The organism is Agaribacillus sp. DX54 (assembly GCF_056858335.1).
The window spans coordinates 14,903-38,082 of record NZ_JBXEQE010000045.1 but is presented as its reverse complement, the minus strand read 5'-3'; the positions used below and the strand labels follow the sequence as shown (position 1 = coordinate 38,082).

Annotated in this window: 38 protein-coding genes; 35 read left to right on the top strand and 3 right to left on the bottom strand. The window is 42.6% G+C overall.

The features are described from left to right. From AC04NP_RS28180 to AC04NP_RS28170, 3 genes are all read right to left on the bottom strand, one after another. The coding region (locus tag AC04NP_RS28180) for a hypothetical protein (protein ID WP_482863425.1) at nt 1-340 on the bottom strand (340 nt) is incomplete at its 3' end. A 178-nt stretch (nt 341-518) separates the two neighbouring features. Continuing rightward, the gene (locus AC04NP_RS28175; RefSeq protein WP_482863424.1) at nt 519-1,181 is read right to left on the bottom strand and encodes a DUF1281 family ferredoxin-like fold protein; all 663 of its coding nucleotides are present in this window, start codon (nt 1,179-1,181) and stop codon (nt 519-521) included. A gap of 76 nt (nt 1,182-1,257) precedes the next feature. Then, nucleotides 1,258-1,437 carry a hypothetical protein gene (locus tag AC04NP_RS28170; protein WP_482863423.1) on the bottom strand — a complete coding sequence of 60 codons (180 nt, stop codon included), beginning with the start codon at nt 1,435-1,437 and terminating at the stop codon, nt 1,258-1,260. A gap of 199 nt (nt 1,438-1,636) precedes the next feature. On the opposite strand from AC04NP_RS28170, the gene AC04NP_RS28165 reads away from it, so the two are divergent. The 35 genes from AC04NP_RS28165 (at nt 1,637) to AC04NP_RS27995 (ending at nt 23,174) form a co-directional block, all read left to right on the top strand. Continuing rightward, a complete protein-coding gene (locus AC04NP_RS28165; protein ID WP_482863422.1) occupies nt 1,637-2,098 on the top strand; it encodes a hypothetical protein in 462 nt (153 codons plus the stop codon). Then, the gene (locus tag AC04NP_RS28160; protein ID WP_482863421.1) at nt 2,098-3,093 is read left to right on the top strand and encodes a transglutaminase-like domain-containing protein; all 996 of its coding nucleotides are present in this window, start codon (nt 2,098-2,100) and stop codon (nt 3,091-3,093) included. Before AC04NP_RS28165 ends, AC04NP_RS28160 begins: the two co-directional genes overlap by 1 nt. Nucleotides 3,094-3,119: 26 nt before the next feature. Continuing rightward, on the top strand, nt 3,120-4,589 hold the full coding sequence (locus AC04NP_RS28155) for a hypothetical protein (RefSeq protein ID WP_482863420.1): 1,470 nt from the start codon (nt 3,120-3,122) through the stop codon (nt 4,587-4,589). A 34-nt stretch (nt 4,590-4,623) separates the two neighbouring features. Further along, nucleotides 4,624-5,211, top strand: a complete 588-nt coding sequence (locus AC04NP_RS28150) for a hypothetical protein (protein ID WP_482863419.1) — start codon at nt 4,624-4,626, stop codon at nt 5,209-5,211. 35 nt (nt 5,212-5,246) lie between these two features. After that, a complete protein-coding gene (locus AC04NP_RS28145; RefSeq protein ID WP_482863418.1) occupies nt 5,247-5,879 on the top strand; it encodes a hypothetical protein in 633 nt (210 codons plus the stop codon). A 16-nt stretch (nt 5,880-5,895) separates the two neighbouring features. Continuing rightward, complete coding sequence (locus AC04NP_RS28140; RefSeq protein ID WP_482863417.1) at nt 5,896-6,288, top strand: hypothetical protein; 393 nt, start codon at nt 5,896-5,898, stop codon at nt 6,286-6,288. 1 nt (nt 6,289) lies between these two features. Next, nucleotides 6,290-6,514 carry a hypothetical protein gene (locus AC04NP_RS28135; RefSeq protein ID WP_482863416.1) on the top strand — a complete coding sequence of 75 codons (225 nt, stop codon included), beginning with the start codon at nt 6,290-6,292 and terminating at the stop codon, nt 6,512-6,514. Beyond that, nucleotides 6,514-6,825, top strand: coding sequence for a hypothetical protein (locus tag AC04NP_RS28130; RefSeq protein ID WP_482863415.1), 312 nt, complete (start codon nt 6,514-6,516; stop codon nt 6,823-6,825). Before AC04NP_RS28135 ends, AC04NP_RS28130 begins: the two co-directional genes overlap by 1 nt. Then, nucleotides 6,822-7,133 (top strand): hypothetical protein, encoded by a 312-nt coding sequence (locus tag AC04NP_RS28125; protein ID WP_482863414.1) that lies wholly within the window; start codon nt 6,822-6,824, stop codon nt 7,131-7,133. Before AC04NP_RS28130 ends, AC04NP_RS28125 begins: the two co-directional genes overlap by 4 nt. A gap of 5 nt (nt 7,134-7,138) precedes the next feature. Beyond that, nucleotides 7,139-8,008: a hypothetical protein gene (locus AC04NP_RS28120; protein ID WP_482863413.1), complete on the top strand. Its 870-nt coding sequence runs from the start codon at nt 7,139-7,141 to the stop codon at nt 8,006-8,008. A gap of 4 nt (nt 8,009-8,012) precedes the next feature. Next, nucleotides 8,013-8,201, top strand: a complete 189-nt coding sequence (locus tag AC04NP_RS28115) for a hypothetical protein (RefSeq protein WP_482863412.1) — start codon at nt 8,013-8,015, stop codon at nt 8,199-8,201. 1 nt (nt 8,202) lies between these two features. Beyond that, nucleotides 8,203-8,628: a hypothetical protein gene (locus AC04NP_RS28110; protein WP_482863411.1), complete on the top strand. Its 426-nt coding sequence runs from the start codon at nt 8,203-8,205 to the stop codon at nt 8,626-8,628. Between the two features lie 3 nt (nt 8,629-8,631). Beyond that, entirely contained in the window at nt 8,632-9,654 is a 1,023-nt protein-coding gene (locus AC04NP_RS28105; RefSeq protein ID WP_482863410.1) for a peptidoglycan-binding domain-containing protein, read from the top strand. Nucleotides 9,655-9,656: 2 nt separating this feature from the next. Then, nucleotides 9,657-10,052, top strand: a complete 396-nt coding sequence (locus AC04NP_RS28100; RefSeq protein ID WP_482863409.1) for a hypothetical protein — start codon at nt 9,657-9,659, stop codon at nt 10,050-10,052. A 17-nt stretch (nt 10,053-10,069) separates the two neighbouring features. Beyond that, complete coding sequence (locus AC04NP_RS28095) at nt 10,070-10,513, top strand: CHAP domain-containing protein (protein WP_482863408.1); 444 nt, start codon at nt 10,070-10,072, stop codon at nt 10,511-10,513. Continuing rightward, a complete protein-coding gene (locus AC04NP_RS28090) occupies nt 10,514-11,197 on the top strand; it encodes a hypothetical protein (RefSeq protein ID WP_482863407.1) in 684 nt (227 codons plus the stop codon). After that, the gene (locus AC04NP_RS28085) at nt 11,184-11,435 is read left to right on the top strand and encodes a hypothetical protein (protein ID WP_482863406.1); all 252 of its coding nucleotides are present in this window, start codon (nt 11,184-11,186) and stop codon (nt 11,433-11,435) included. Before AC04NP_RS28090 ends, AC04NP_RS28085 begins: the two co-directional genes overlap by 14 nt. A gap of 75 nt (nt 11,436-11,510) precedes the next feature. After that, a complete protein-coding gene (locus tag AC04NP_RS28080; protein WP_482863405.1) occupies nt 11,511-11,900 on the top strand; it encodes a hypothetical protein in 390 nt (129 codons plus the stop codon). Nucleotides 11,901-11,969: 69 nt separating this feature from the next. Continuing rightward, on the top strand, nt 11,970-12,371 hold the full coding sequence (locus tag AC04NP_RS28075; protein WP_482863404.1) for a hypothetical protein: 402 nt from the start codon (nt 11,970-11,972) through the stop codon (nt 12,369-12,371). Nucleotides 12,372-12,389: 18 nt separating this feature from the next. After that, a complete protein-coding gene (locus AC04NP_RS28070) occupies nt 12,390-12,599 on the top strand; it encodes a hypothetical protein (RefSeq protein WP_482863403.1) in 210 nt (69 codons plus the stop codon). Between the two features lie 4 nt (nt 12,600-12,603). Further along, on the top strand, nt 12,604-13,038 hold the full coding sequence (locus AC04NP_RS28065) for a hypothetical protein (protein ID WP_482863402.1): 435 nt from the start codon (nt 12,604-12,606) through the stop codon (nt 13,036-13,038). Nucleotides 13,039-13,094: 56 nt separating this feature from the next. Beyond that, entirely contained in the window at nt 13,095-13,643 is a 549-nt protein-coding gene (locus AC04NP_RS28060; RefSeq protein WP_482863401.1) for a hypothetical protein, read from the top strand. Further along, complete coding sequence (locus AC04NP_RS28055) at nt 13,643-14,047, top strand: hypothetical protein (protein ID WP_482863400.1); 405 nt, start codon at nt 13,643-13,645, stop codon at nt 14,045-14,047. Before AC04NP_RS28060 ends, AC04NP_RS28055 begins: the two co-directional genes overlap by 1 nt. A gap of 41 nt (nt 14,048-14,088) precedes the next feature. Beyond that, the gene (locus tag AC04NP_RS28050) at nt 14,089-14,295 is read left to right on the top strand and encodes a hypothetical protein (protein WP_482863399.1); all 207 of its coding nucleotides are present in this window, start codon (nt 14,089-14,091) and stop codon (nt 14,293-14,295) included. A gap of 42 nt (nt 14,296-14,337) precedes the next feature. Continuing rightward, entirely contained in the window at nt 14,338-14,604 is a 267-nt protein-coding gene (locus tag AC04NP_RS28045) for a DUF4248 domain-containing protein (protein ID WP_482863398.1), read from the top strand. A gap of 115 nt (nt 14,605-14,719) precedes the next feature. Beyond that, nucleotides 14,720-15,436 carry a DUF6577 family protein gene (locus AC04NP_RS28040; protein ID WP_482863397.1) on the top strand — a complete coding sequence of 239 codons (717 nt, stop codon included), beginning with the start codon at nt 14,720-14,722 and terminating at the stop codon, nt 15,434-15,436. A 24-nt stretch (nt 15,437-15,460) separates the two neighbouring features. Beyond that, nucleotides 15,461-15,700 (top strand): hypothetical protein, encoded by a 240-nt coding sequence (locus AC04NP_RS28035; protein ID WP_482863396.1) that lies wholly within the window; start codon nt 15,461-15,463, stop codon nt 15,698-15,700. After that, nucleotides 15,631-16,518 (top strand): nucleotidyl transferase AbiEii/AbiGii toxin family protein, encoded by an 888-nt coding sequence (locus tag AC04NP_RS28030; protein WP_482863427.1) that lies wholly within the window; start codon nt 15,631-15,633, stop codon nt 16,516-16,518. Before AC04NP_RS28035 ends, AC04NP_RS28030 begins: the two co-directional genes overlap by 70 nt. 317 nt (nt 16,519-16,835) lie before the next feature. Further along, nucleotides 16,836-17,000: a hypothetical protein gene (locus tag AC04NP_RS28025; protein ID WP_482863395.1), complete on the top strand. Its 165-nt coding sequence runs from the start codon at nt 16,836-16,838 to the stop codon at nt 16,998-17,000. 64 nt (nt 17,001-17,064) lie between these two features. After that, a complete protein-coding gene (locus AC04NP_RS28020) occupies nt 17,065-17,277 on the top strand; it encodes a hypothetical protein (protein ID WP_482863394.1) in 213 nt (70 codons plus the stop codon). Nucleotide 17,278: 1 nt separating this feature from the next. Beyond that, nucleotides 17,279-18,232: a DNA adenine methylase gene (locus AC04NP_RS28015; RefSeq protein ID WP_482863393.1), complete on the top strand. Its 954-nt coding sequence runs from the start codon at nt 17,279-17,281 to the stop codon at nt 18,230-18,232. A 69-nt stretch (nt 18,233-18,301) separates the two neighbouring features. After that, entirely contained in the window at nt 18,302-19,261 is a 960-nt protein-coding gene (locus tag AC04NP_RS28010) for a DNA adenine methylase (protein ID WP_482863392.1), read from the top strand. A gap of 28 nt (nt 19,262-19,289) precedes the next feature. Then, nucleotides 19,290-21,359: a DNA (cytosine-5-)-methyltransferase gene (dcm, locus tag AC04NP_RS28005; protein ID WP_482863391.1), complete on the top strand. Its 2,070-nt coding sequence runs from the start codon at nt 19,290-19,292 to the stop codon at nt 21,357-21,359. Between the two features lie 173 nt (nt 21,360-21,532). Then, complete coding sequence (locus AC04NP_RS28000; RefSeq protein ID WP_482863390.1) at nt 21,533-22,813, top strand: hypothetical protein; 1,281 nt, start codon at nt 21,533-21,535, stop codon at nt 22,811-22,813. Further along, entirely contained in the window at nt 22,803-23,174 is a 372-nt protein-coding gene (locus tag AC04NP_RS27995) for a hypothetical protein (RefSeq protein ID WP_482863389.1), read from the top strand. The genes AC04NP_RS28000 and AC04NP_RS27995 overlap by 11 nt, the downstream gene beginning before the upstream one ends. The last annotated feature ends 6 nt before the right edge of the window (nt 23,175-23,180 follow it).

Sequence of the window (23,180 nt, the reverse complement as noted above, 5' to 3'; positions counted from 1 at the left end):
GTTTTATATGGTTGATATCGGTATCTCCAAATATGATCACTACACCGTTCCTCAATAATTCTTGTGCAATGTCCTTTGTTATTTTCCAAAGTTCGTTTGATGCAAAGATCCCACCTTCAACGTAAATAATATCAGGACTAAAATCTTTCAGTACTGAATATGAGATAACGTCCCTTTTAAACTCTTCTTTTGTAATTTTACTGTAGTACTCATCAGATGAAATTATAAATCCCAAAAGAAAGTCTTCGGAAACTTCTTCAAGTCTGGCGGTAAGTTTTCTTCCCCACAAACTACTTCTGCCGTTTAAACTCAAACTATTTTGAAGGTATAATATTTTCATGTTTGCTTAAATTTTCTAAAATTAAAAAGGCCCTGGATAATTGATTTAACAAGGGCCTTTTTATGTACAAAACTCAAAGGTATTTTTGCTATGACTTCTCTTTTTAGCATTGAACAGTTTTTATGAAAATTTTAACCTGTAGTGATTTAATCACCAGCATGTTAGTAGTAACCATCGATCAATCTGTAAACCCTTCTATTGCTCCTGGCCATAATTCGAAAGCGAGTTCATAGGCATTAAGACTTAATGCTTCCGGTATATCCACTTTCACTTTACCTCCTTGGATATTAGCCAGGCCACAGTTGTTTCCTATGTCCTGATCGGCCCATTTATATATGAATTTTACTTTTGGAAATTTTTCACTTATTTTTCTTATAAGATCGATCACACCGGCGTTGGCAGTCTTCCAGATTATTATATTTTCAGGAGTATCATAATCGAAGGAGAAAGCATTCCATTTGGTACCCCAGTTGTCCAAATTCCAGTCATACCAATAAATATACCCGGTAGCCTCATAAGCTTTGCAGGCTTTTTCAAGGGCTATCAAATCCTCGTGATCAAGAGATTCTAGCCTTTGCCTCTCCCGGTTGAGCATTTCCAATTTGCGAAGCAATAAGTTCTTGTGAGGGGGTATATTGTACTTGTTTTTTACCGTGTATACAATATTTGATGATATTTCACCTACGTCCTTGACGACCTGAGGGCATTTGACGATATTGTTAAAATCCACCAGCCTCTCTTTGCCATCCTCATAAGGTTCGCCCTTCAGCAAATTTTTCACATCCTTGACAAGGGTTTTAGGTCCGATAATCTCTAGTTTGTTCTTAACATAATTTGGCATAATCGTGATATTTTTGGTACTCACCATGATGGACAATCAAATACTGGTCCTTAAATACGCTGTGCCAGGACTTTTTTCAATCTATTTTCACCATCCCAAAAGCCTTGTATACCATCCTCACCTCGTAAGGATAAAGCAATTGCCTTTTACCGGTACTTAACCCTTCCACTTCCTTCAGTTTTTTACGTAAGGTTTCCCGGCTGATACCGAACCTTTGCGCTAACTCTGCCTTACTTACAAATCTGATTTCTCCCATAATGTGGGGTCGTTTGGGTTCATTAAAGTTCGTTAGGGTTTGAAGTGCCAACCTTTGCCAGGAAACCACACAAAAACCCTCCAATTTCCCCAATTTACCACTTTTTCACCCAAAGACCATGAACGAAACAAACCTTGCCAAGCCCTATTGATCCCGAGCGATAAATAATTTTCATTTAGATAAAAAAACTGGAAAAATTATGCTCAAATGGATTGCGGGAGGAGCGGCCACTTTTTTAGCACTGCGCTATTTGCTTCGCTTAAACAGGGTGGCTGACACTATCAATTCCCGGACGGGCATCCGGGTGCATAAGGTGGGGCTTTCGGGGATCAGGCTGAAAGCTCGTGTCCTGTTGCAAAATCCGAATCCTATCGAGCTGAATATGCAATACCCCTTTGTCAATATTACCTACAAAGGGACTTCGCTTGGAACCTCAACGGTAAGGAATGAAATGATCAGTATCCCGGGTAATGGCGAGCAGTCTTTTGAAATTGATATACAGTCTGCGGGATGGTTTTCATTAATGCAGGTATTGGGGGGTGACCTTGTAAAAAGGATCAGGAGCGGTGAGAAGGTGACACTGGACATTGTGGCCATTACTTCCACTGTAGTGAACAAAATCCCTTATACGAGGGAGGAAGCCATGAAACTAAACATCTGATGCAGGCCCTACAAAAAAGACATATCAAACCCGGTTATGAGTATGATAAGCTTTTCCCCAAAAGCTCCCGACAGGATACGGTCATCAAAGGAGCAGGCAAGGCCAAACTGCATCATACTATCAACCTGATGAGGGACATGGTTTACGAAACCAAGGGGGATACTAAATTACTAGCCCAAATACTGAAGGGAAAGAACCTGGAAGAAACCTGCCGGAATATTTGGAATTTTGTGTATAACCATATCAGGTACCGCAGGGATAAAAAGGGAGTAGAGCAAGTCCGCAGGCCTGCGCGTACCTGGGCAGAACGCAAGAGGGGAGTAGATTGCGACTGCTATACGGTCTTCATATCCTGCATACTGACTAACCTGGATATTCCTCATAGCATAAGGATGACCAAATACGAGGAAAACCGTTTCCAGCATATCTATCCAGTGGTCCCCAAGAATGGTAGATTAAAGAAAGAGCCATTGCCCCTTGAACATCTCCCAAATAACGGGTGGCAAAAGGAGTCGGGGTACATCACCATTGATTGTGTCACCGATTATTTCGATTACGAGGCGCCATTTTCCGACTACCGGGATTTCGATATGCAAAGCCGTATACCAGTGGGGGAAATTCATGGCTTGGCGATGGCAGCAGTGAGTGGGGTAGATTCGGCGGGTCTTATTGATGATTTGGGAATATTCTCTTTGAAGCAGCCTGCCCTGCCGCTCCGGGAGAGCACTGAAAATGAACCCGGGGCATCGGGGAGGAAGAATACGCCAACGTGCAGGTTGATCATTAAAACTGTACTGAAGGAAGAGGACACTCTTAAACCTCCGAAGCTGATCATAACAAAACCTGGTACAACGGCAGAGGAACCAAATGAAAGTCACCAGCCGGAACATCCGGGAATATCACCGGGCCAGGTCAGCCGTGCAGAGCAGCGCTGGTTTTTGGATAAAACTACTGCTCGCTGCAGGTGCGGGTTATGGGGCGTACAAACTATTTGAATTTAGAAATTGAACATTAAACGATTATGGAATTACATCGATTGGACGGAATAGAAGCATCAGGCCTGGATAACATCGATATCCAGGATGTAAACTATGAAGCGGTGGAGGAGGGATTCAGCTCATCCCAGGTCGAGGCATTGGAAGCGTTGGGATACGTACATGGGCCGGACATTGTGTACGAGATACAGGATGAAGAAGGCAATGTGGTGATGTATGCGGATGCCGAGGAGAACCTGTATGTAGTGGACGGCCTGGGTGAGCTGGGTTTCCTGAAGAAGATCGGGAGAGGCCTGAGAAATGCTACGAAATTTGTGAGACGTAAAGTAGTGAAGCCGGTGGCCAGGGGGGTTAGAAAAGCCGCAAAGTTCACTGGTAAGAAGGTGCTAAAACCAGCCCTTAAAACGTTCAACCGTTTTGTAAACCCTGCTACAATACTTCTACGCAATGGCTTTCTACTGGCTATGAAGGTGAACTTGATGAAGGTAGCGGAACGCCTGCGTTTCGGCTACCTTTCTGACGCTGAAGCCCGAAGACGAGGTGTTAGTATGTCCGGCTTTGCTAAGTTAAAGAAAGCGGTAGAAAAAGCAGAGAAGATCTACGAACTTGCAGGCGGTAAAAAATCCAACCTGGAAAAGGCCATTCTAACAGGGAAGGGCAATAAGGACAAAGCGGTATCCTTAAATGGATTTGCATTGGGTAACCCTTCAGACCTTGATCCTACCGATGAATTTACCGATCCGTTCGAGCAGTTTATAGTGGAAGCCGATCCGGATCTGGTGGAAGCTTTTATGAATGAAGAAATTGAAGTAGAGGGACTGGGAGAGCCTGCCTCTGGGGCTGCCATAGCGGCAGCTTCCGGGGCAGTGGCTACGGTATCCGCCTTACTGGACAAGATCGGTGGGGTGTTCGATAAGGCTAAAAACGTGAAATCCCAGGCACAAAGCCTGGTTAGCCTCCCGGGATCCAAAGCTCAAAACCAACAGCAGTTTACCTTGCCCAAAGCAGTGGATACCATCAAGGTCCCGGACCCCATCACCCCGAGGCCGTCCCGGACTCTTCCAAATGCCTTGCAAAGGTTTAACTCACAAACCCCCCGTATCCCTGTGAATACCTCATCCGGATCCCCGCAAACATCCTCCAACAAAATCAGTGAGGATATCCCAATGCAGGCTGACCCTGGTATGAGCAATGAAAGTACCGCAAAGGAAAACCAGGCCTCGCCGGACGACAAACAGTCATGGCTGAAAAAGAATCAAACCCCGCTTTTAATTGGAGCAGGAGTATTGGTGACAGCAGGAGGTATTTGGTATGCTGTAAAAAAATCCGGGAAAAAAGCCAAAGGGTCTGCTGTTGACGGAGTATCAAAAAAGAAAGTGCAGTCAAGGGATGAATTAGGCCGGTTTACAAGCACGAAGAGTAAGAAAAAGGGTTCAACTAAAAAAAGGAAAAGCGAAAGGAGGGTCCAAAAATTCACCCCTACGGCGCTCATGTAGTCATTGCATTAGAAAAATTTAACATAAGTAAATCATGAAAGGAACAAAGGAAAATGTAAAAGAAAGCCTGCTGGAATCAGGTAAAAACCTGGGTTCAGGCCTGGTGGGTATGGTGGCTGGCTCTGCAGTAGGCAGGCATTCATTGTGGCTGGGTACAGTGGTGATTTTTGGAGGAGCCTGGTACAGTTATGACTGGCTCACCTCTGCGGGAGTGGGTATGGTGGCTTCCAATGGTTTTGCCGGTAAGCAGGCAGATAACTCGGTGACAGGACTGGGTGGGTTTAAGGATGAAGTGGAAAATGCCAAAAAGCGCGCCGTTAGTTCCCTGAAAGCACTGGGCAAAAAGATATACCTGGATAAGCTTTCTCCTTCTTTAGGGCAAAAGCTGGGCCTGGGAGCAATGGAGGACAGTCCATTGGTATTTGTAGGTGGACAGGTAGCGGACAAAGGCGATTTCGATACCAGCGAGGTGGATGCCATTATCCGTCAGTTGGAGGAAGGTCAGCCAGTCCAGGGAACCGGTGACTTCGCTGGTTCCGAATCGGTCGGACAGGTTGGCAACCTGGACATCCAGGAATTGGGCGGAACGGAAGATTCCCTGGAACTGAATGCCATGGGTTAAAAAATCAAATATTGAATCATTAAACGATCAGGAAAATGAAAACAATGAGGAAAAGCTCAAGGGAGCAATTTCTTGAAATAGTAAATGCGCACCTGGCCTTACGAGATGCAGGAAAGAAGTATGACCCGGCCATGGTTAAGGTCGCGGAGGGAATAAGGGAAGGCCGGTTGCAACTTTCAGATAGCGCTTATTATTCCATTAAATGGGCAGGTGACAAAGCCACCATCCATCTTTTTGAAACGCAGGATGCAAAAGAGATTGGCATTACCAATGTTACCCAGGCTAAACTGCCCAAAGACCGGTTGTTTTTGTGTAACCGGATTATACTATTAGCTTCTGAATTTGAAGGAGAGATCCCCGGCTCGGATCTTGGATGGAAAAGGCTACTCAAGGCTACCGATTTTGATAGTATAAAAAAGGTGGCAGGCTTACAGAATGGCGTATTCACTTTCATGGCCAATAAGAAGATCATCATTGACGAACGGCCTATGCAGGAGTTTGTGACTGATGGAAACAATACCATCAATATCGGCACTTATCACCTGGAAAGCCCCCGGTTCATACGCGATGACGAGGAGTTTGAATTCACCATCGAGCTAGGTGATGACGCACCGGGGAAAACACTGATCAAAGTAGTGCTGGCGGGAACTTCGACCGTTCCGGCTTAAAACCTGGAACACGATTATGGCAGAGCAACGACAGGAGACACGAAAGTTGTTTACCTTTTTTGTAGACATCCAGGACAAACTGTATAGTCCTACGGGCTGGGAATTGCCTAAAAAGACAAAACTGGTAAAAGGCATCCAAATAACTTCTGATCTTCCGGACCGTCTCTACTACCGGGGATCGCAGCGTGTCGAAATTGGCGGAGACGAGATTTTTCCTGAAGGCTTTGAGAGCCGGATATTGATGTCCTCCCTAAGTGTCCCGCCCCGTGAAAGGTTTTTTAATCTCGGTGAAGTACCTCCCGGTGATCTTTCGGTAAAGGTACGCTTCCAGGACAAAGCACATGACCGGGCAAGGATTGGTAATGGTTACCGGGTATCTGTTATCCTGCTATTGGACGAGGAGGTTTAACATGATTAATATGATACGGGAAGTAAAGCCAGGCAATAACCTCACAGGTAAGGGTAGTCCAAAAAGATACCTAGCCAGGCGAAGACTAATTCCTATAGAATTAACTGTGGAAGAAGGGGAATACCTGGCCTTCAGCAAAAAACTTCCTCACAATACTAAGAAAGTAGTGGGCTTCATTGTGACTAGTGATACGCCCAGGGAAGATGAGGAAGAAGAAGATTTGTAATGAAACTGGGAGAATTATCACTGTATGAAAAAAGAGGAATTGTCTACCGGGGAGATGTCTTTGATATCCCCGACCCTTGGCGTGAGGTAGAAATGATAAGTGATCCCAGGTACCTTACCGGGTTTGATGAAGGGGATGATCTTGGACTCACAGATGCAGATTTACACCATGCCATTGTCCCGGTGGAGGTGGATGGCAACACCACTTACATTACCGGCGCCTACAGGGACGCCGGGGCGTTCGAAAAGTCATACACCGTAAAAATCTGGCTGCTCGTTGAAGAAGAGCCAGTTCCAATTGATGAATCATGAGCGAAGAGTTTGCTATAAGGTATGCATCCAGGAGGGTGAGGGAAAGAGGGTTTAGCCGGTATCGCCTGGTGTTCCAGGATTTAAACCTGAAAAAGAGGCAGCATATAGAATTGGCGGCATACAATGAGATATGGTTTGTGTTGGGCGCAGATAGCGGCATAGCTATTAGCTCCGACTATGGGGAATATGATTACAGGAACGAAAAGCTACCAGGAAACATCCATGAACATGCGGATCAGATCATTATTAAGAACACGGTCCATAAACCGCAGAAAGTAAGATTTATCCAGGTGATACTTGAAAAGTAGAAGATATGACTGACGAGTTTCAAAGAATAAGAAAGCCGGGCTCAGTACGACTCACTGATGAGCAGTACGAAGAAATGGAGCAATTAGGTTTACCCAATGAAAGTGCTTATGTGAATTATAAACTCAATCACGCGCGGAATCATCTGCAGGTAATTAAACATGGAAATTCCGAAGGAGAACTGGCAACCGGTAATCCAATGTCCCACAAACCATCGCTAGAAGATAAACTGGCACTGCAAAGGTTGACTTTAGAAAACCAGCAGCTAAAGGAAAAGCTGGATGTCTTGGGACAGGATAAAGAGGAAGCTCTTAATGGGGTGCACTACCAGGTCAATCATTTGCTAAAAGAAGAATTGCTCAAAAGAGATTTCGAATTGCTGAAAAAAGAGAATGCCAACCAGCAGAAAGAAATAGAGAAGCTGGAGAAACAACTGGAAAAAGCAGAGGAGGTTAACGAGGACAAAAATAAGGAGATAGAAGAGATGGTTAAAAAACTTGGTCTAGTGGAATTAGGCAAGACGTTACTTCCCGGGGCAGTCGATGGCTTGGCCAGGCGTTATCCGAAAGAAATGCAGGGACTGGCGGCAACGTTGGGCGGACTAAGCGGACATGAAGCCGGCCAGTTACCCCCTGCTACTTTGAATAATGAGCAGCAGAGCCTGCTTGAGATCGCTGAGTACTTGCAGGAGCTGTTTAGTGATGAGCAGTTCGAGCAGGTAATACAAATGATTTCCCAATTAGCCGAGCACCTAAAAGAGGATGATACCATGATCAGTAAGGTCATTTACTATCTCAACCAAATGGGTAAGATCAGGAAATCAAAACAAAGGCAGAGCCAGTCGGGGGAAGCGAGGGAAGAACAGGAACAAACATAATACTATGGACGAGTTTGAAATTTCAGTGAAGGTAAAAGCAAAAAATCAGGTAGAGGCCGGGCAGGTAAAGAGGGCCTTTGAAACCATGATCACCAATTTTCAGCCTGGCGGGATTGTTAAAATGGAGAAGATCTTTAAGTCCGATCCATTTATAAGGAACCTGGTAATGTTTAAACTCGGAATCAAAAAGTAACATGGCATTACCCGCGGTAGCATACCAGGCATGGCAGAGCAGGCCAAGGATAAGCGTTGGCAGCCAGGTAACTACTGCATTGCTTGCTACCGGTGCGGGAGTTGGAGCATTTCTTGGTATTCGGGCAGTTGTAAGGAATTTTAAACAGGATCTGCAGGAGAGGCAGATATTGAGTGAGGGCGCTCCTGCGGCTTTTGCAAACCGGCTTAAAATGGCTTTTGAGAATGACAACGCCTTTGGGTGGGGCACTGATGAGAAGCTGGTGTATCGGACATTGGAGGAAATCCCGAATTGGGCCACCTGGATAAGAGTACAAAAGGCCTATCGGGATCTTTACGAAGGAAGAAATCTCGCTACAGATCTGCGGGACGAACTGGACAGTGAAGAATTCGACACAGCATGGCAGATTATCACTTCAAAATCTTAAAGGATGGAAACAAAGACAGTATTGAATAAAAAAAGTGAAGCTCCCCGTCAGGAGGGAAAGCTTAGAAGGAAATATATCCTGTATGGGCTGGGTGCCGGTGCCTTGTTGGGTGGAGGATATTTACTCTACAATTTCTTACAGGACCGTGCTGCTATCAATCGCAGGGAACGGTCACCTGGATCGATTGTACCTACCCCCGTTTTACCGGTCAATACCCAGGTAATCGTGCAAAACAATAGTGGAAGCTTTCCTCTCAGGAAAGGATCCAGGGGGGAAGTAGTAAAGTTGTTGCAAAATGCTTTACTGGCCATCGGCGGCCAGGCAGCCATGCATATTCAAACCACCAGTATTAAGCCAGATGGTACTCCTGACGGAGTTTTTGGGGGTGGCACTGAAAAAGCGTTAAGGGCTGCGGGATATCCGGTCGTAGTTGCCGAAGGCACCTTTTCCAAACTCATTGCTTCGGGCAGGGCAAAAGCAGGCAGCAACAGGTCCTCAATACAGAACGACAGGGAGATAGCTAACGAGCTGATCAAGGCAGCCAACGACCGCAACGCATTTGCTGTGCTTGCAGGGTTACAAAAGATAAAAGATATACGTGGGTATTCATCCGTCAGTTCACGATTCAAAAATATCCGGATCCTGGGGGTCAGGGTTACTTCGCTGGTGAATGCCTTGCTCAGTGTGGTTTTTCGCAACAATGAACCTGCCAAAGTCAAGATCCGGGCTGAATTCAGGCGTATTGGTCTAAAGCAAAATGCGAATGGAGTTTGGTACATTCCAGGCTTAGGGGATGCCACCCTGCAGGAACTAAAGGCTTATCAGAATGACAGGGACCTTTTAAGCATTGCAATAGTCAGAAAACCTACCCTGCTTAAAACCGGCGGCGGGAATTTTATCACTCCCCCACTCAATCCTGACACAGTCATTGGCTACGTTACCGGTGATCACAAGGGCATTACCCAAATCTTGACAAGAAATGGTGAAACCGTATACGCGCCTTCTCAAAATCTAAAATTGATATAACAATGGACAGACTAAAACAATGGATTAAAATCAACCTGGTTCCATTCATTAAGAATTTATGGAACTACATCAAGGTTTGGAGGGAATTATCCTCTATCCTCGTAGCCCTGTTTCTATGGGCTAACAGTGCTTGGTTCCTGCATCTCATTGATCCTACAGCGGCGACCTATGATGCGGGCGTTTTCCAGGTCTATCTCTTTGCGATCATTGGATTGTTCATCTTGCATGGGGTGGTCCGAATCCTGATGAAGCTGATCTGGCCGAGTTCAGATGATTATTTAGACCATGAATTTGCTAAGGACTTCAAAACAATAACCAAATGGCAAAAGCTAAAGCTATCTACGTTTATCTTTTTTGCTTTCTTGTATGCAGTAGTGTTGTTGGCCAGGGTGATCTAAGTCAAAACAAACGTGTTTTGCTAAAGCAAACCTTTAGCAACGAGGTCGGTGTAAGAGAGCAAGGAGCAAACCGGGGCGAGCGGGTAGAGCAATATTTAGCTTCCGTTGGTTTTGGTCCCGGCTATGCGTGGTGCACTGGCTTTGTGAGCTGGTGCTTCCAGCAGGCAGGGGTTAAAGCACCGAAGAGTGCCTGGGTACCGAGCTATGCAGTAAAGCAAAATATCATCTACCAAAGAGGAAAATTTGTCAGGCAACTCCCTCAACCCGGTGATGTGTTTATGATATGGTATTCCAGGCTGAAACGACCGGCCCATATCGGGTTTGTTGAAATATGGGAGAACAAATGGGTAGTAACCGTTGAGGGCAATACGAATGACGATGGGTCACGGGAAGGCAACGGTGTCTATCGAAAACGAAGGCTCCAGCGACAGGTTTGGGCTGTCAGTAATTTCATCGATTAAATGCTGAATAAGACGAGGCAAATATTAAAAAGCAAGGGCTATAAGCTATACGAGCAACCGTACCGGTTGAACATTGTAGCTTACCGGGGCAAATTTGTCCGTAGCAACCGCTTCGATGATGAAATACATGTCTTTTACCAAAACCACTGGGGTAAATGGATATACCACATTTTTCCAGCTACCACCGATCCCGGTCAATTCTGGCTGGACAACCCCATGCACCCTCAAGGTACAGCCTTCCTGAAAAAAGACCAGTATGAAGATGCTTATGCCATAGGCTATCATCGGGGTATTTACCCGGCGCTGGTGCAGGTGGGGGACGTGACCGTTATCCGTGATTATGATCGCAAAGGCATATTTAGGTGGTTTGAAAGCGGATATGAAGATACCGGCAGGTTTGGTATCAATATTCACAAGGCGAGAGATAAAGGCAGGGCCAAAGTGGTTGATGATTTTTCAGCCGGCTGCCTGGTATTTGCTGATGCTGCCGATTATGATCTGTTCATGAGGTTGGCAAACATTCACCGGGATAGGTATGGTAACCGCTTTACTGTTACTTTGGTGGATTTTCGTGACGAAAGAAGGAGGACCTACCGCAGGGTTGCATGGGCTTCTTTGGTTGCCTCTTCCCTGTTCTTTTTTGCTGATCTATACTACAGGCAGGCCCGGTATGAGACTATCTAAAAACAGTAAAAAAGCAGGCCTTGCCCTGATCGGAAGTATGGCCGGATTCCTGGTTGCGAAGTGGTGCAAAACAGAAGAGGTTTACCCCTTCGTCCTTATCGGTGGATTTTTAGGGAACTACATAGGTGAGGAGTACATACCGGAGGAAGGGTGTGAGCCTTTGGGATCTGTAAAACCTGTGCAGTTGGCCTACTTTGATAGGCAGGGAAGGCTAAAAAAAATTACCGTTAAAGCTTAGCAGAATTATTCATAAACATCTGATTAATAGATATTTATATATTATATTAGATTGCTTACTACGTAAAAAACGAATATGAAAATCAATCCAAATAAGTTATATATAGTGTATGAGCCGCACGTGGACTCGGATATTTTTGACGGTTCCGCAACCACATTAGAAGAGTTGTTTAAGATGATCCATGGAGGGCTTACAACAGATATGATTCACGGCATCTATACCAAGAAGAGTGAAGCGGAAAAAGCAGCTGATCGGATCTTTGGATTGCATGAAAGTGAGGCAAGCAGGTTTCAGAAATTCACACAAGAACTGGCAGAGCTATCTACAAAATATAGTATTGCTATCCACAGTGAAGGTGGTGTATATTTTTTCGATGAACCCTTAACAATTACTTATTTGGATGATCATACTAGTGGTAACCTGGAGGCTCGGTATGACGAGAGAGAATTTGACAAGGATTTTTGAAATGTTTAATGAGGAAATATTTACGACAAAATAGGAATCAGAATGATTGCCGGTTAAAACCATTACTATATGAAAATAGATCTTAATAAACTTTATGTAGTCTACAAACCAACCGAACACTCAGAAATGGTGGACGTCTTTGAGAATCGCCCAAACAGTCTGGAAGATTTGTTTAGTCAGGTGCGTGGTGGGCTTACTTTCGACAAGGTTCATGCTATCTACACCACTAAAGATGGAGCGAAGAGGGAAGCTGAGAAGGTTTTTGCTGAGAAACCCCAGGGAGGAGAGGAAAGTGAGAGAACCAGATTCAGCAAGTTTACCAAAGAACTGGCAAAATTATCTTCAAAATATGGTATAGCAATTCAATCCACAGGTGGCGTATATTATTTCGATAAGCCGATCCGGATTACTTATAGAGACGACCCTACCAGTGGTGATCTGGATCCATCCTGGGATGAAGACAAGGTATAAAGTAGAATCTAAATAGTTATGGCTAAAACGAGAGTCAAAATGGTGGCTGACACATCCGACAAGGCGACAAGAGATTATCTGACCAGACTTTGGAATAGTGCATCGGTTAGTGAGAAGAAAAAATTACTCAATAAAAGGGGCTTCTCCCATAAGTACGTAGTTCTTGAATTTAAAGATCTAACCCCGGCAATTCAGGAATCCTTTGTTACAAAATCGATTTGGATATAGTATAATGAATGAAAACAAGCACCATGGTTATGCCATTTTCTCCAGCTCAGTGAAGGCTGAAGATAAATACAAATTACCCCGGGCACCCAAAGTATATAAAACGAAAGCTTTGGCACAGGCAGCATTTGTCAATGAGGGTTTGAGGAAATCTGATTTCAAAATAATGACATACATCCTCGAGACCATGAATATTGTACCAAAGAGATTTAGAGCAGTAAGCGGTAAGAAACCCGTATCCAGACAGAAAAAAGCAATCGACAACAAGTTAAGGTTTCTGGAGTTCACCCGGGATCTGGCGAAGCTGTCTTCAAAATATGGCATTGCCATTCAATCTACTGGTGGTGTCTATTTTTTCGATAGACCCATTCCGATCAATTATTCAGATGACCATACCAGTGGTGATCTGGAACCTTATTGGGATGAGAGGTTCTGGGAATGATAGTAATTATGGCAAAAATAAGAGTCAGAATGATTGCAGGTTAAAACCATTATTTCATGAAATCGACATTAAAAATTCGGACTCGTCCCGATAGCTATCGGGAACACCAACCCTGCCTTGCCGGCAGGCAGGCGAGGATGCCATGCCTGCATGCCGAAGTGACGGCATTACGGCACGCAGGCATGTGGCCGTTGAAAATCAATTTAATACACATGAAAATAAACCTTAATAAACTGTATATAGTACACAAACCAACCGAATATTCAACGAAAGTGGATGTGTTTGATGGCAAACCGGATACGCTGGCTAGCCTGTTTAGACAAATACTTGGAGGCCTTCGCATCACGCAGGTTCATGCCATTTATACCACTAAAAGGGAAGCACAAAAAGAAGCTGACCGGATTCTCTCTGCATGGACAAAGAAGACCAAAAGGAAGCTTAGAGGTGAGGGGTGGGCCATTTTCGACCGTTTGGTAATAGCAAAACATAAGTACGAGGCGCCGACGCCCCAGGTATTTTCAACAAAAGCTGAAGCAGAAAAAGCCCTTACTGATGCAGTGAAAAAAGGCTGGAAGCGGTCTAGATTTAAATTATTGAGGTACTGATGAACAAGGTAAGAAAAAAAACATACAAACCGAAAGCATTAACCTTTGCCATATATACTCAAAATGGAAAATTTCTTTTCAAAAAGGAGTTTTTAGCAAATACGGTGACACAATATCTTAATGAAAACGCCTCTAGGGGGAAGAGTTACATGGCAGTAGCCTTAAATGGCTCTAGTCGCAAAGTACCCAAAGGGCTGATCAAGGAATTTGAAAAGAAAATTGAAAAGGCAACACTCTATTTGTATCCGAAAGATATAGCTAATCTCAAAGCTTTATTAAAAATACTCAAAGAGCGCCCCGCCAAAGAAGGAATGATTAAAGCTGCTCAGTTTGAAACGATTGTTAGAGATGCAATTCCCTTGGAGATTTGGGAAGCTATGGGTGGAGAAATAACTCATGACTAATTTGGGTATAGTTTAGACAGAAACAAGCAACCTAATATTCTATGACAAGGTCAAAATATAAATACATTGTGATAAAAGAGGAAAAGGTAACACGAATTACCGAGCTTACGGCTCCCTTGCCCCGCAAGGATGCACTTGAGGTGTTGGCCGTGATAAAGAAATATGGCAAAAAACACAGAGATCTTGTTAAACTTAAACGAGTTAGTGCAGATCACCCGGGTAAAATGGAAAGTTATATCAAAGAGTGATAGCAAGAATTTTTATAAAATAAGGTGAGAGGAAATGTGGTCATGGATAAATTGAAAGAACCGATTGAATCAAATAGCATCAAAACCAAGTGGATGCCGGTAGAGTTATCGGATAGTGAACAAACTATAAAAATCAAAGCCTACTATAAATACGAGTTGGCAGCCTTGTACAATGTATGTACCAAAACCTTCTCTTCGTGGCTAAATATGTACCAGCATGAACTTGAGCAATTTGGGTATTGTAAACATACCAAATTACTACGCCCCGAAATTGTCAGGTTTTTGTTTGAGCGGCTGGGAGAACCTTGAACCTTGGGTCAGGTTTTATCAAAATTTATTACAAAATAATGCTCTAAGATTTGGCAATAAATTAATTTGTTGCCGTATCTTTGTTTAAACAAATAAGATTATCGCAGACGCTTCATTGCATATCGATCAATTAATAAATCATTTTCAAGGTAGGAAAAGCTTTGGAACAACTGACATTATAACCTTTTATCAAAGAATAGAAGGTGCTATCAAGCGCTCCACACTTGATTGGCGGATTTATGCTCTCAAGGATAAAGGTATTCTTCACTCGATTGGCAGAGGCATGTATTCTTTGCAGGCAGGACAAGCGTATCGACCAAATGCCCAACCATTAAAGAAGTTGTTTAGCCAACTCAGGAAAGAATTCCCCTTCCTGGAAATATGCACCTGGGATACCCGGTGGCTGAACGAATTCATGCACCATCAACCCGGTCGTTTCTACATCCTGGTAGAGGTAGAAAAAGAAGCAATGGATTCAGTCTTCTATTACCTTCAGAAAAAAAGAGAACAGGTATTCTTGGATCCCACCGAATCCATACTGGAACGATACGCTCAAAAAAATGAGGTAATCATTGTCACCGGGTTAATCACGGAATCGCCCATCCAGGAAATTGACAAAGTGACTACTGCTACATTGGAAAAAATACTGGTAGATGTCTACTGCGACCCGGTAATTTTTGCTACCCAACAGGGAAAAGAAATGGAAGTAATTTTTGACACTGCACTTGATAAGTATACCGTAGAAGAAGCAAAGTTGCTACGTTATGCTGCCCGCAGAAACAAGCGTAAAGAATTAAAAACTTATTTAAAAAAACTAAGAAACGGCAAATAATACTATTACTGCCAAATCATAGAAATGATCCATAGAGAATCACTGACATCAACTTGGATAGAGAAAACAGCCAAAGCCAACCGAAATGCCGACAGAATTCTGATTGAAAAGGTCGTCCGGGCCCTCTACCTCCTGGAATTATTACAACTCAGCGGACTACGTTTTCTCTTCAAAGGAGGTACTTCACTGATGCTATTGATGGAAAATGTCAAAAGTTATCCATTGATATTGATGTCATTATACCTGGGAAACAGGAGGATCTGACCAAACACTTATCTTTCGTCATCGAGCAGTCTGATTTTACCCGGTTTGAAGAGAATGTTCGTGATTCAGGTACTGACATTCAAAAAGCCCATTACAAATTCTATTACCAACCGGTAATTAGCAGCCGTTCAAATGAAGAATATATTTTATTGGATATCCTGTTTGAACAATCTCCTTATGCCAACTATACAGCTTTGTATCCCATTCGCTCACCCTTTATTGTGACTGAAAAGGAACTAACCAAAGTTACGGTTCCATCCCCAGAAGCTATATTGGGTGATAAACTGACTGCTTACGCTCCTAACACAACCGGCGTTCCCTACGGGAAAAACAAAGAGATAGAAATAATAAAGCAACTCTATGATATCGGGAACCTGTTCGACCAAATTAAGGATCTGTACGTAATTTCTGAAGTGTTCCAAACGATAGCTAAACAGGAGCTAAAGTATCGTAAGCTTACCGCAAACCCTCAAATAGTACTGGAGGACATCCACGAAACCTTGTTGCATATTGCTACCCGGGGCAAAGAAGGAAATGGAGATTTTGCAGAGCTTTTGAAAGGGGTAAAAAATATCCGCAATTTTATCTTTTCAGAACCTTTTCATTTAGAAACAGCGATGCTACCTGCTGCCAAAGCTGCTTATCTTTCTGCCCTCTTACAAAAAGGAGCGAAAAAGTTTAAACGTTTTAATGGCTCTAAGGAAATGAAGGACTGGCAGATAGAGCAACCCTTCAGTACCCGGTTGAATAAATTTAAGAAGAGTGACCCGGAGGTGTTTTTCTATTGGTACCAGGCTTACGTGATTTTGAAGGGATAAAGGAGATCAAAAGTAAATTTTTGCACAAATTATCATTGTTGAATAACTCACGCAAAAGATAACTCATCCTGGTCATATAACTCCAAACTCTACTTATATAGAGTCCGAATAGCCAATGAGCTTGATTGGCGCTTAACCTTATGATTATCAATAATATAATTTCTGATAAGTGTAGTTTTCAACCAGGATTTATATTAAACAATTCACAGGTTTCAAACCTTTTTACAATTACAGGCTCCTTATCAGGAACCATCCCGAACCAACCGGAAACCACATTCCAGTATTTTCCTATCCTTACCTGGAAAGAATAAGTAAGGATGAAACGCAAAAGAAAAACAAAATCCACAGCGGGTAAGCGGGCTAATACCAGGAGAGTAACCCTGATAAGCCATAGGGCCAAGAAGATCCGGAAAAAGAATGAGCCTTGGATAAAGGCCATTCAGCGAGCGACCAAGGAATTGGATCGGGAAGGTAAGATTTAAAGGCTATTTATTTTTCGCTAATATATTTTATTCGTTGCAAAATCTTAAATACAGGAATGTTAAAATGATAAATGGAAAGCAGAAAGAAATAATCGTCAGGGCATTAAAGGCTTATCAAAAACAACTGACAGCACAAATTGAATTTCATAATGGCATTGAACAGGTTGCCTCTGTCAGAACTCCATTAATAGCCGAACTCAAAAGGGTATGGGAACTTTTGGATCATTTTACTCCCCATCACAGTCAAAAAAGAAGGGCCAGGAAGACGAGAAAATAAAGTGCATTTACCTCACCATAAAGGTATAGAGTCTCCTCTCGAAGGCCTGGATTACATCAATATGAAAACCCCCATCACCTATTATGGGGGTAAACAGCGGATGGTTGGGGTCATTCTGTCCCTGATCCCAAAGCACAAATTATATTGTGAACCCTTCACTGGTGGCGCCGCTGTTTTTTTTGCCAAAGAAAAAAGTGAAATGGAGGTAATCAATGATCTGAACGGGGACGTGGTTAATTTTTACCAGGTCTGTAAAACTGATTTTAACAAATTAGAAAAGCTTGTACAGGCCACCCCTCACAGTCGTAAAATCCATGCTGAAACAAAGGAAATTCTGAAGAACCAGGAAAATCATAATAAAATCAAGCGGGCATGGGCATTTTGGGTACAGACCAATATGAGCTTTGCTGCTAAGATGTTTGGTGGCTATGCCTTTGAAAAAAAAAGCAAAGGCACATTAAGAAGATTTGTTAACAAAAAACTAAAGTTTACCAAAGAAATTGCAGACCGGTTGGATTGGGTATCTATTGAGTGCAATGATGCGCTTCAAGTGATCAAGAGCCGTGACACCAGTGAAAGTTTTTTCTATTGTGATCCCCCCTATTTCAACTCGGAAATGGGGCCTTACAAAGGCTACTCTGAGAAAGATTTTAATAATTTACTTGAACTATTATCCAGGATCAAAGGCCAATTTCTACTGAGTAGCTATCCATCTGATGAATTGACCAGGCATGTAAAAAAAAGTAAATGGTCTTTTTATACTATGCAAAAATTCGTGGCTGTTTCAGATAAAACCGACAAAACCAAAATCGAAGTATTAACGGCCAATTATGACATCAACACTTTACTGAAAAAAAATCAAAGGAACGCCACTAAAGATAATCTCACTGGTTTTGATACCAGGACATTACAAATGAAAGCCCGGGGTTTGAAGCTGGGTTTACGGTTAGAATAATTCCGGTATAAGAGCGACTTCTAAATTTATGATGAGTATGTTATTGATTACATTTTACTTAGTATGAGAATGTCAAACATTGAATGCAGGTTGCCGGACCCTACACTTGACTATCTCGAATCGCCATTGGATGGGATCAACAAGACGCCAATCACCTATTACGGAGGCAAGCAGTCTATGGCCAGCCTGATCCTTTCATTAATTCCTGAACACAGGCTATATTGCGAACCCTTCCTGGGAGGAGCTGCCATATTTTTTGCCAAAGAGAAAAGCGAAATAGAAGTCATTAACGACCTGGATGAAGATGTGGTCAACTTCTACGAGGTCTGCAGGTCAGATTTCAATGCTTTAAACCGCCTGGTCCAATCCACTCCTCATAGCCGTATGATTCACCGGGAGGCCCGATACATTTTAAAGAACGCTGCTATGCGGGATAGACTAAAAAGAGCTTGGGCCTTTTGGGTACAGGCTAATATGAGTTTTGGAGCTGCAATATTTGGAGGGTATTCCTATGATCGGAACAATAGTAAGATCATCAAAAAGTTTGTAAACAAGAAATTTAAATTCACTTCAGAAATAAGTGAACGTCTCAAGAACGTAACAATAGAATGCAAAGATGCACTTGGAGTGATTAAGACCCTGGATACAAGGAGCAGTTTTTTTTACCTTGATCCACCCTACTTCAATGCTGACATGGGCTATTACCGAGGTTATACTAAGAAAGACTTTACTAATTTACTTGAGCTTTTGTCAAAGATGAGGGGTCAATTTCTACTGAGTAGTTATCCCTCGGAAGTGTTGACCAGGTATACTAAAAAAAATGGGTGGGCCTTCTACAGCATTCAAAAAAATTTTACGGTACGACACACTAAAAAAATCAAAACCGAGATTTTGACTGCTAATTACGATATATATACGTTAATGGATGGGCATCGCAAGAAAAAGGCAGCAGGTTTCCTTGCTGGTACGGATTGCAAAAGTCTCCAAATGAAGGCCAGCGGACTAAAGGTTTTGTTGATGTTAAACTGAGTTTACCTCCCTCTTATTACCCCCAAAGATGAAAAACAAGGAAATCGTTTTACTTGATCTCTTTAGTGGCATAGGTGGATTTCCCAAAGGGTTATCCAAGGCCGGTTTTACTTTCAAAAAGCATTACTTCAGTGAAATTGATAAATACGCGATAGCCAACTATCGCTACAATTTTAAAACTTCTATATGTTTAGGAGCCATTGAGAACATTAAAAAAGGAAAAATTGAAAAACCAAATGTCGTTACATTCGGATCTCCATGCCAGGATTTATCCATTGCTGGAAAAAGGAAAGGCATCAAAGGGAAGAAAAGTCGCCTCTTTTTTGAAGCAATTAGAGTTATCGATGAACTTAAACCCGGTATTTTTATCTTTGAAAACGTCCGGGGGCTTTTCTCCAGTAACAAGGGCAAAGACTTTGAGATCGTACTTAGATCGTTCACCGAACTTGGGATTTATGACATCCAATGGCAATTGCTTAATACTTCCTGGTTTCTCCCCCAAAATAGAGAGCGGGTGTACGTTGTCGGAACTGTTAGAACCCAACCCAGACCGCAGGTATTTCCTATCGGGGAAAACCACCAAACGAATCCTGGAGAGTCTAAAAATATCGAGAAAGCCAATATTGCTCCGACAATAGACACCAAAGTTGGAGAGAGCGCCCATTTTTCACCTTATATCATTATGTTAAGGGGGACTAAAAAAAATAAAGGCCAAAACGTAACTTTTAAAAAAGATAAGTCTTCCAGTTGCATTAAAGGTCATGATAAGGGTCATCTTTTAGGAGGAAGGAAATGGTACCCGTTACGATCTATTAAAAAAGCAAAAGCTCTCCAAAGAAAAAAACAGGAGAATGGAAAAAACTATTTGCCGTTTGATGAAAAGCAATATATAGTCCGGCCAGGTGGAAAAATGGCAACAATAACCAGTAATCCCAATCATGGAAACTTTCTTGCCTATATAACAGCCATTCGCAAGTTAACACCACTAGAATGTGAACGCCTGCAAGGCTTCCCGGACGGTTGGACGAGCAAAGGAATATTCGAAGGAGAACCCCGGGAAATAAGTGATAGCCGCAGGTATCATTTATTGGGCAATGCTGTGAGTGTTCCTGTGGTGAGGGAAGTGGGTAAGAATATAATAGGCGATACTAAATATGAGGTGGGGTTCCTAAATGGCCTTTTAGAATCCCCATTAGAGGGTATAAACAAGACACCTATTTCATACTATGGTGGAAAGCAAACGATGGCTGGTCTCATTCTTTCCTTAATTCCCAACCACAAACTTTATTGTGAGCCATTCGTGGGCGGCGGGGCCGTCTTCTTTGCTAAAGAAAAGAGTAGAAAGGAAGTCATCAATGACCTGAAAGAAGATGTAGCAAACTTCTACCGGGTTTGTAAAACAGATTTCAATCTTCTGAACAGGCTGATCCAATCCACCCCTCACAGCCGTATGGTCCACCGGGAGGCCCGATACATATTAAAGCATGTTGATAAATATGATCAATTAGAAAGGGCCTGGGCTTTTTGGGTACAGACCACCATGAGTTTTGGATCGGTGATATTTGGAGGGTATGCCTATGAACGTCACCGCAACGGAACGCTAAAAAAATTCATCAATAAGAAACTGAAATTTACTCCAGCGATCAGCGAGCGACTAAAAGGGGTGCATATTGAATGCCGTGATGCTTTGCGGGTCGTTAAAAGCAGGGATGCCAAAGATGTTTTTTTCTATTTGGATCCACCTTACTTCAACTCTGATATGGCATTCTACAAAGGATATACAGAAAAGGATTTTGTTAATCTCCTTAAGCTGTTGGAAAAAATCAAAGGCAAGTTTTTACTGAGCAGTTATCCATCGGGGGTTTTAGAGAAGTATTCGAAAAAGAACCATTGGTTCACCCATTGGGTTTCAAAAAAAATTGCTGTTACCTACCAAACCGACAAGGTAAAAACCGAGGTGCTTACAGCCAATTATGACATTCTCAAAATATTGGAAAACCATCGAAAAGAACCGGGTCGTACGTCTCTTACCGGGACAGGTATCAGCTACCTTCACATAAGAGCCCGGGCTTTGAAACTGGGCCTGCAGCTTCAATAATTAACTTTTTCGGCCTGCCAGACTTTTGTCAATCAAATCAATACGACCAGATGACTCATTTTTTTAACTTATATATTCGATAAACAAGGTCTTATGGCAAAAAGTGAATTTTATTTTTTAATCAAGGATTAACCCGACCAATCCCGAATCAAGCCGAAGTCATATAGAGCTCCATGCCTATTATTGTTACCATGATTTCTGTTGCTAATTATCCTAACCACATTGAGCGGATCGATATAAAATCACTGCCTGCCATGCTGCAGGAAGGCCATAGTTTTTTCACTGAAGCCAGTCATCTGTACAACGAAGACCAGGTCATTCGTGAAACGCTGGACCTTTATGTTGAAAAGCTGAATGAGTACCTTGCAGGGAAAAAATCGAAAGGATTGGGGCATGCTAAGTCAAAAAAAAGATGTGTCGGAGATGTAAAATTCATTGAACGATTTGTTAGCCTTCACAATCAAATTCAATCGAAGCAACAAATAGCTGATTTTATAAAGGCCCTGCAACAGGCCATTATCGGGAAAAAAATCAGGAAATCCTCCCCTTTCTCCAATCATATCGAACAGATCCAGCAAAAACTCATTAACCGGCATAATATGCTGCCTGAAAACGGATCTGTCAGGATCAGCATCAATAAACAATGGTTAGGCGAATTGAAGCAAATAATTACCGGACCATCTCCATCTATCGACTACTTAAATGGCTTGAATAACATCCATGACCATCATGTAATTCCGGTAAAAACAAAAAAAAGAGACGTCCAGATCTTTGACTCAATGGATAAAATTGATAACGAGCCTTCTTTGGACTCTTTCAGACTAAAAGGTGATTTAGGGCAATTTCTAGGGGACATGGAGCGATTCGAGTTGGCCATGACCATTGAGGGCGATCAGGGAGGTGGTAAAACCCGGTTCGCTTATCAACTTGCTGATGCTTTTTCGGACCTCGGAAACAGGGTAGCTATTTTTTCTCTTGAAATTGGAAGAAAATCTGACCTTATCAGAAGGATGCGGGAGGAGTATCTCCGGCCTGCAAACCTGAGAAATATTTTTATTGCCGATCAGCTCCCCAAAGGCCTCGATACAATAAAAGAGGCCGCAAATGATTTTGATGTGATCATTCTTGATAGCTGGAACAAAGTGGGTGTACCCTCTCTGGAATTTGACAGGCTCAGAAAGGCTTATCCCAATACCATATTTATAGTCATTTTTCAGCGTACTACTCAAAAGATGATCAGGGGTGGTACAGCCCCGCTATTTGATGCCGGTATTAATATAGAAGTGGTGAAGGTGGATGATAGTTTTTTGAATAATTATGCCTTAACTACCAAAAATCGATATGGAGTAACGGGAATAAGGTATAACATCTCTCAAAAGGCAATTGATGGGAATGCCAGGAATGAAACTTTCCAACTCATAAATCAAAAAACGACCGCAGTTAATGATGAATAATATGTTCCAAAATATAAGCCAACCCATTTTGTCCATTTTAGGATTTATTGTGGTAACATTTATTGGGATCATTGCTTTCTTTTTAAGAAACCTGTACCTGGAACATAAAGAGTCCGTCCGGAACTCGAAAGAGGCCATGAATGCTACCGTAGAGCTTCAGAAAAAATATGACGATTTGAAAGTGCATGCCAAGGAGCAGGATCTGCTACAAAAGCAAATTATAAAGGTGGAAAATGAAAGCCGGCTTTATTGGGAGACGCTTAAGACTACTATGGAAAAGCAATATGAGCTGCTACTCGAAAAAGTAGAGAATACTAACCAATATGTTCGAATGCTCCTGGAAAATTTTAACAAAAAGTAAACGATA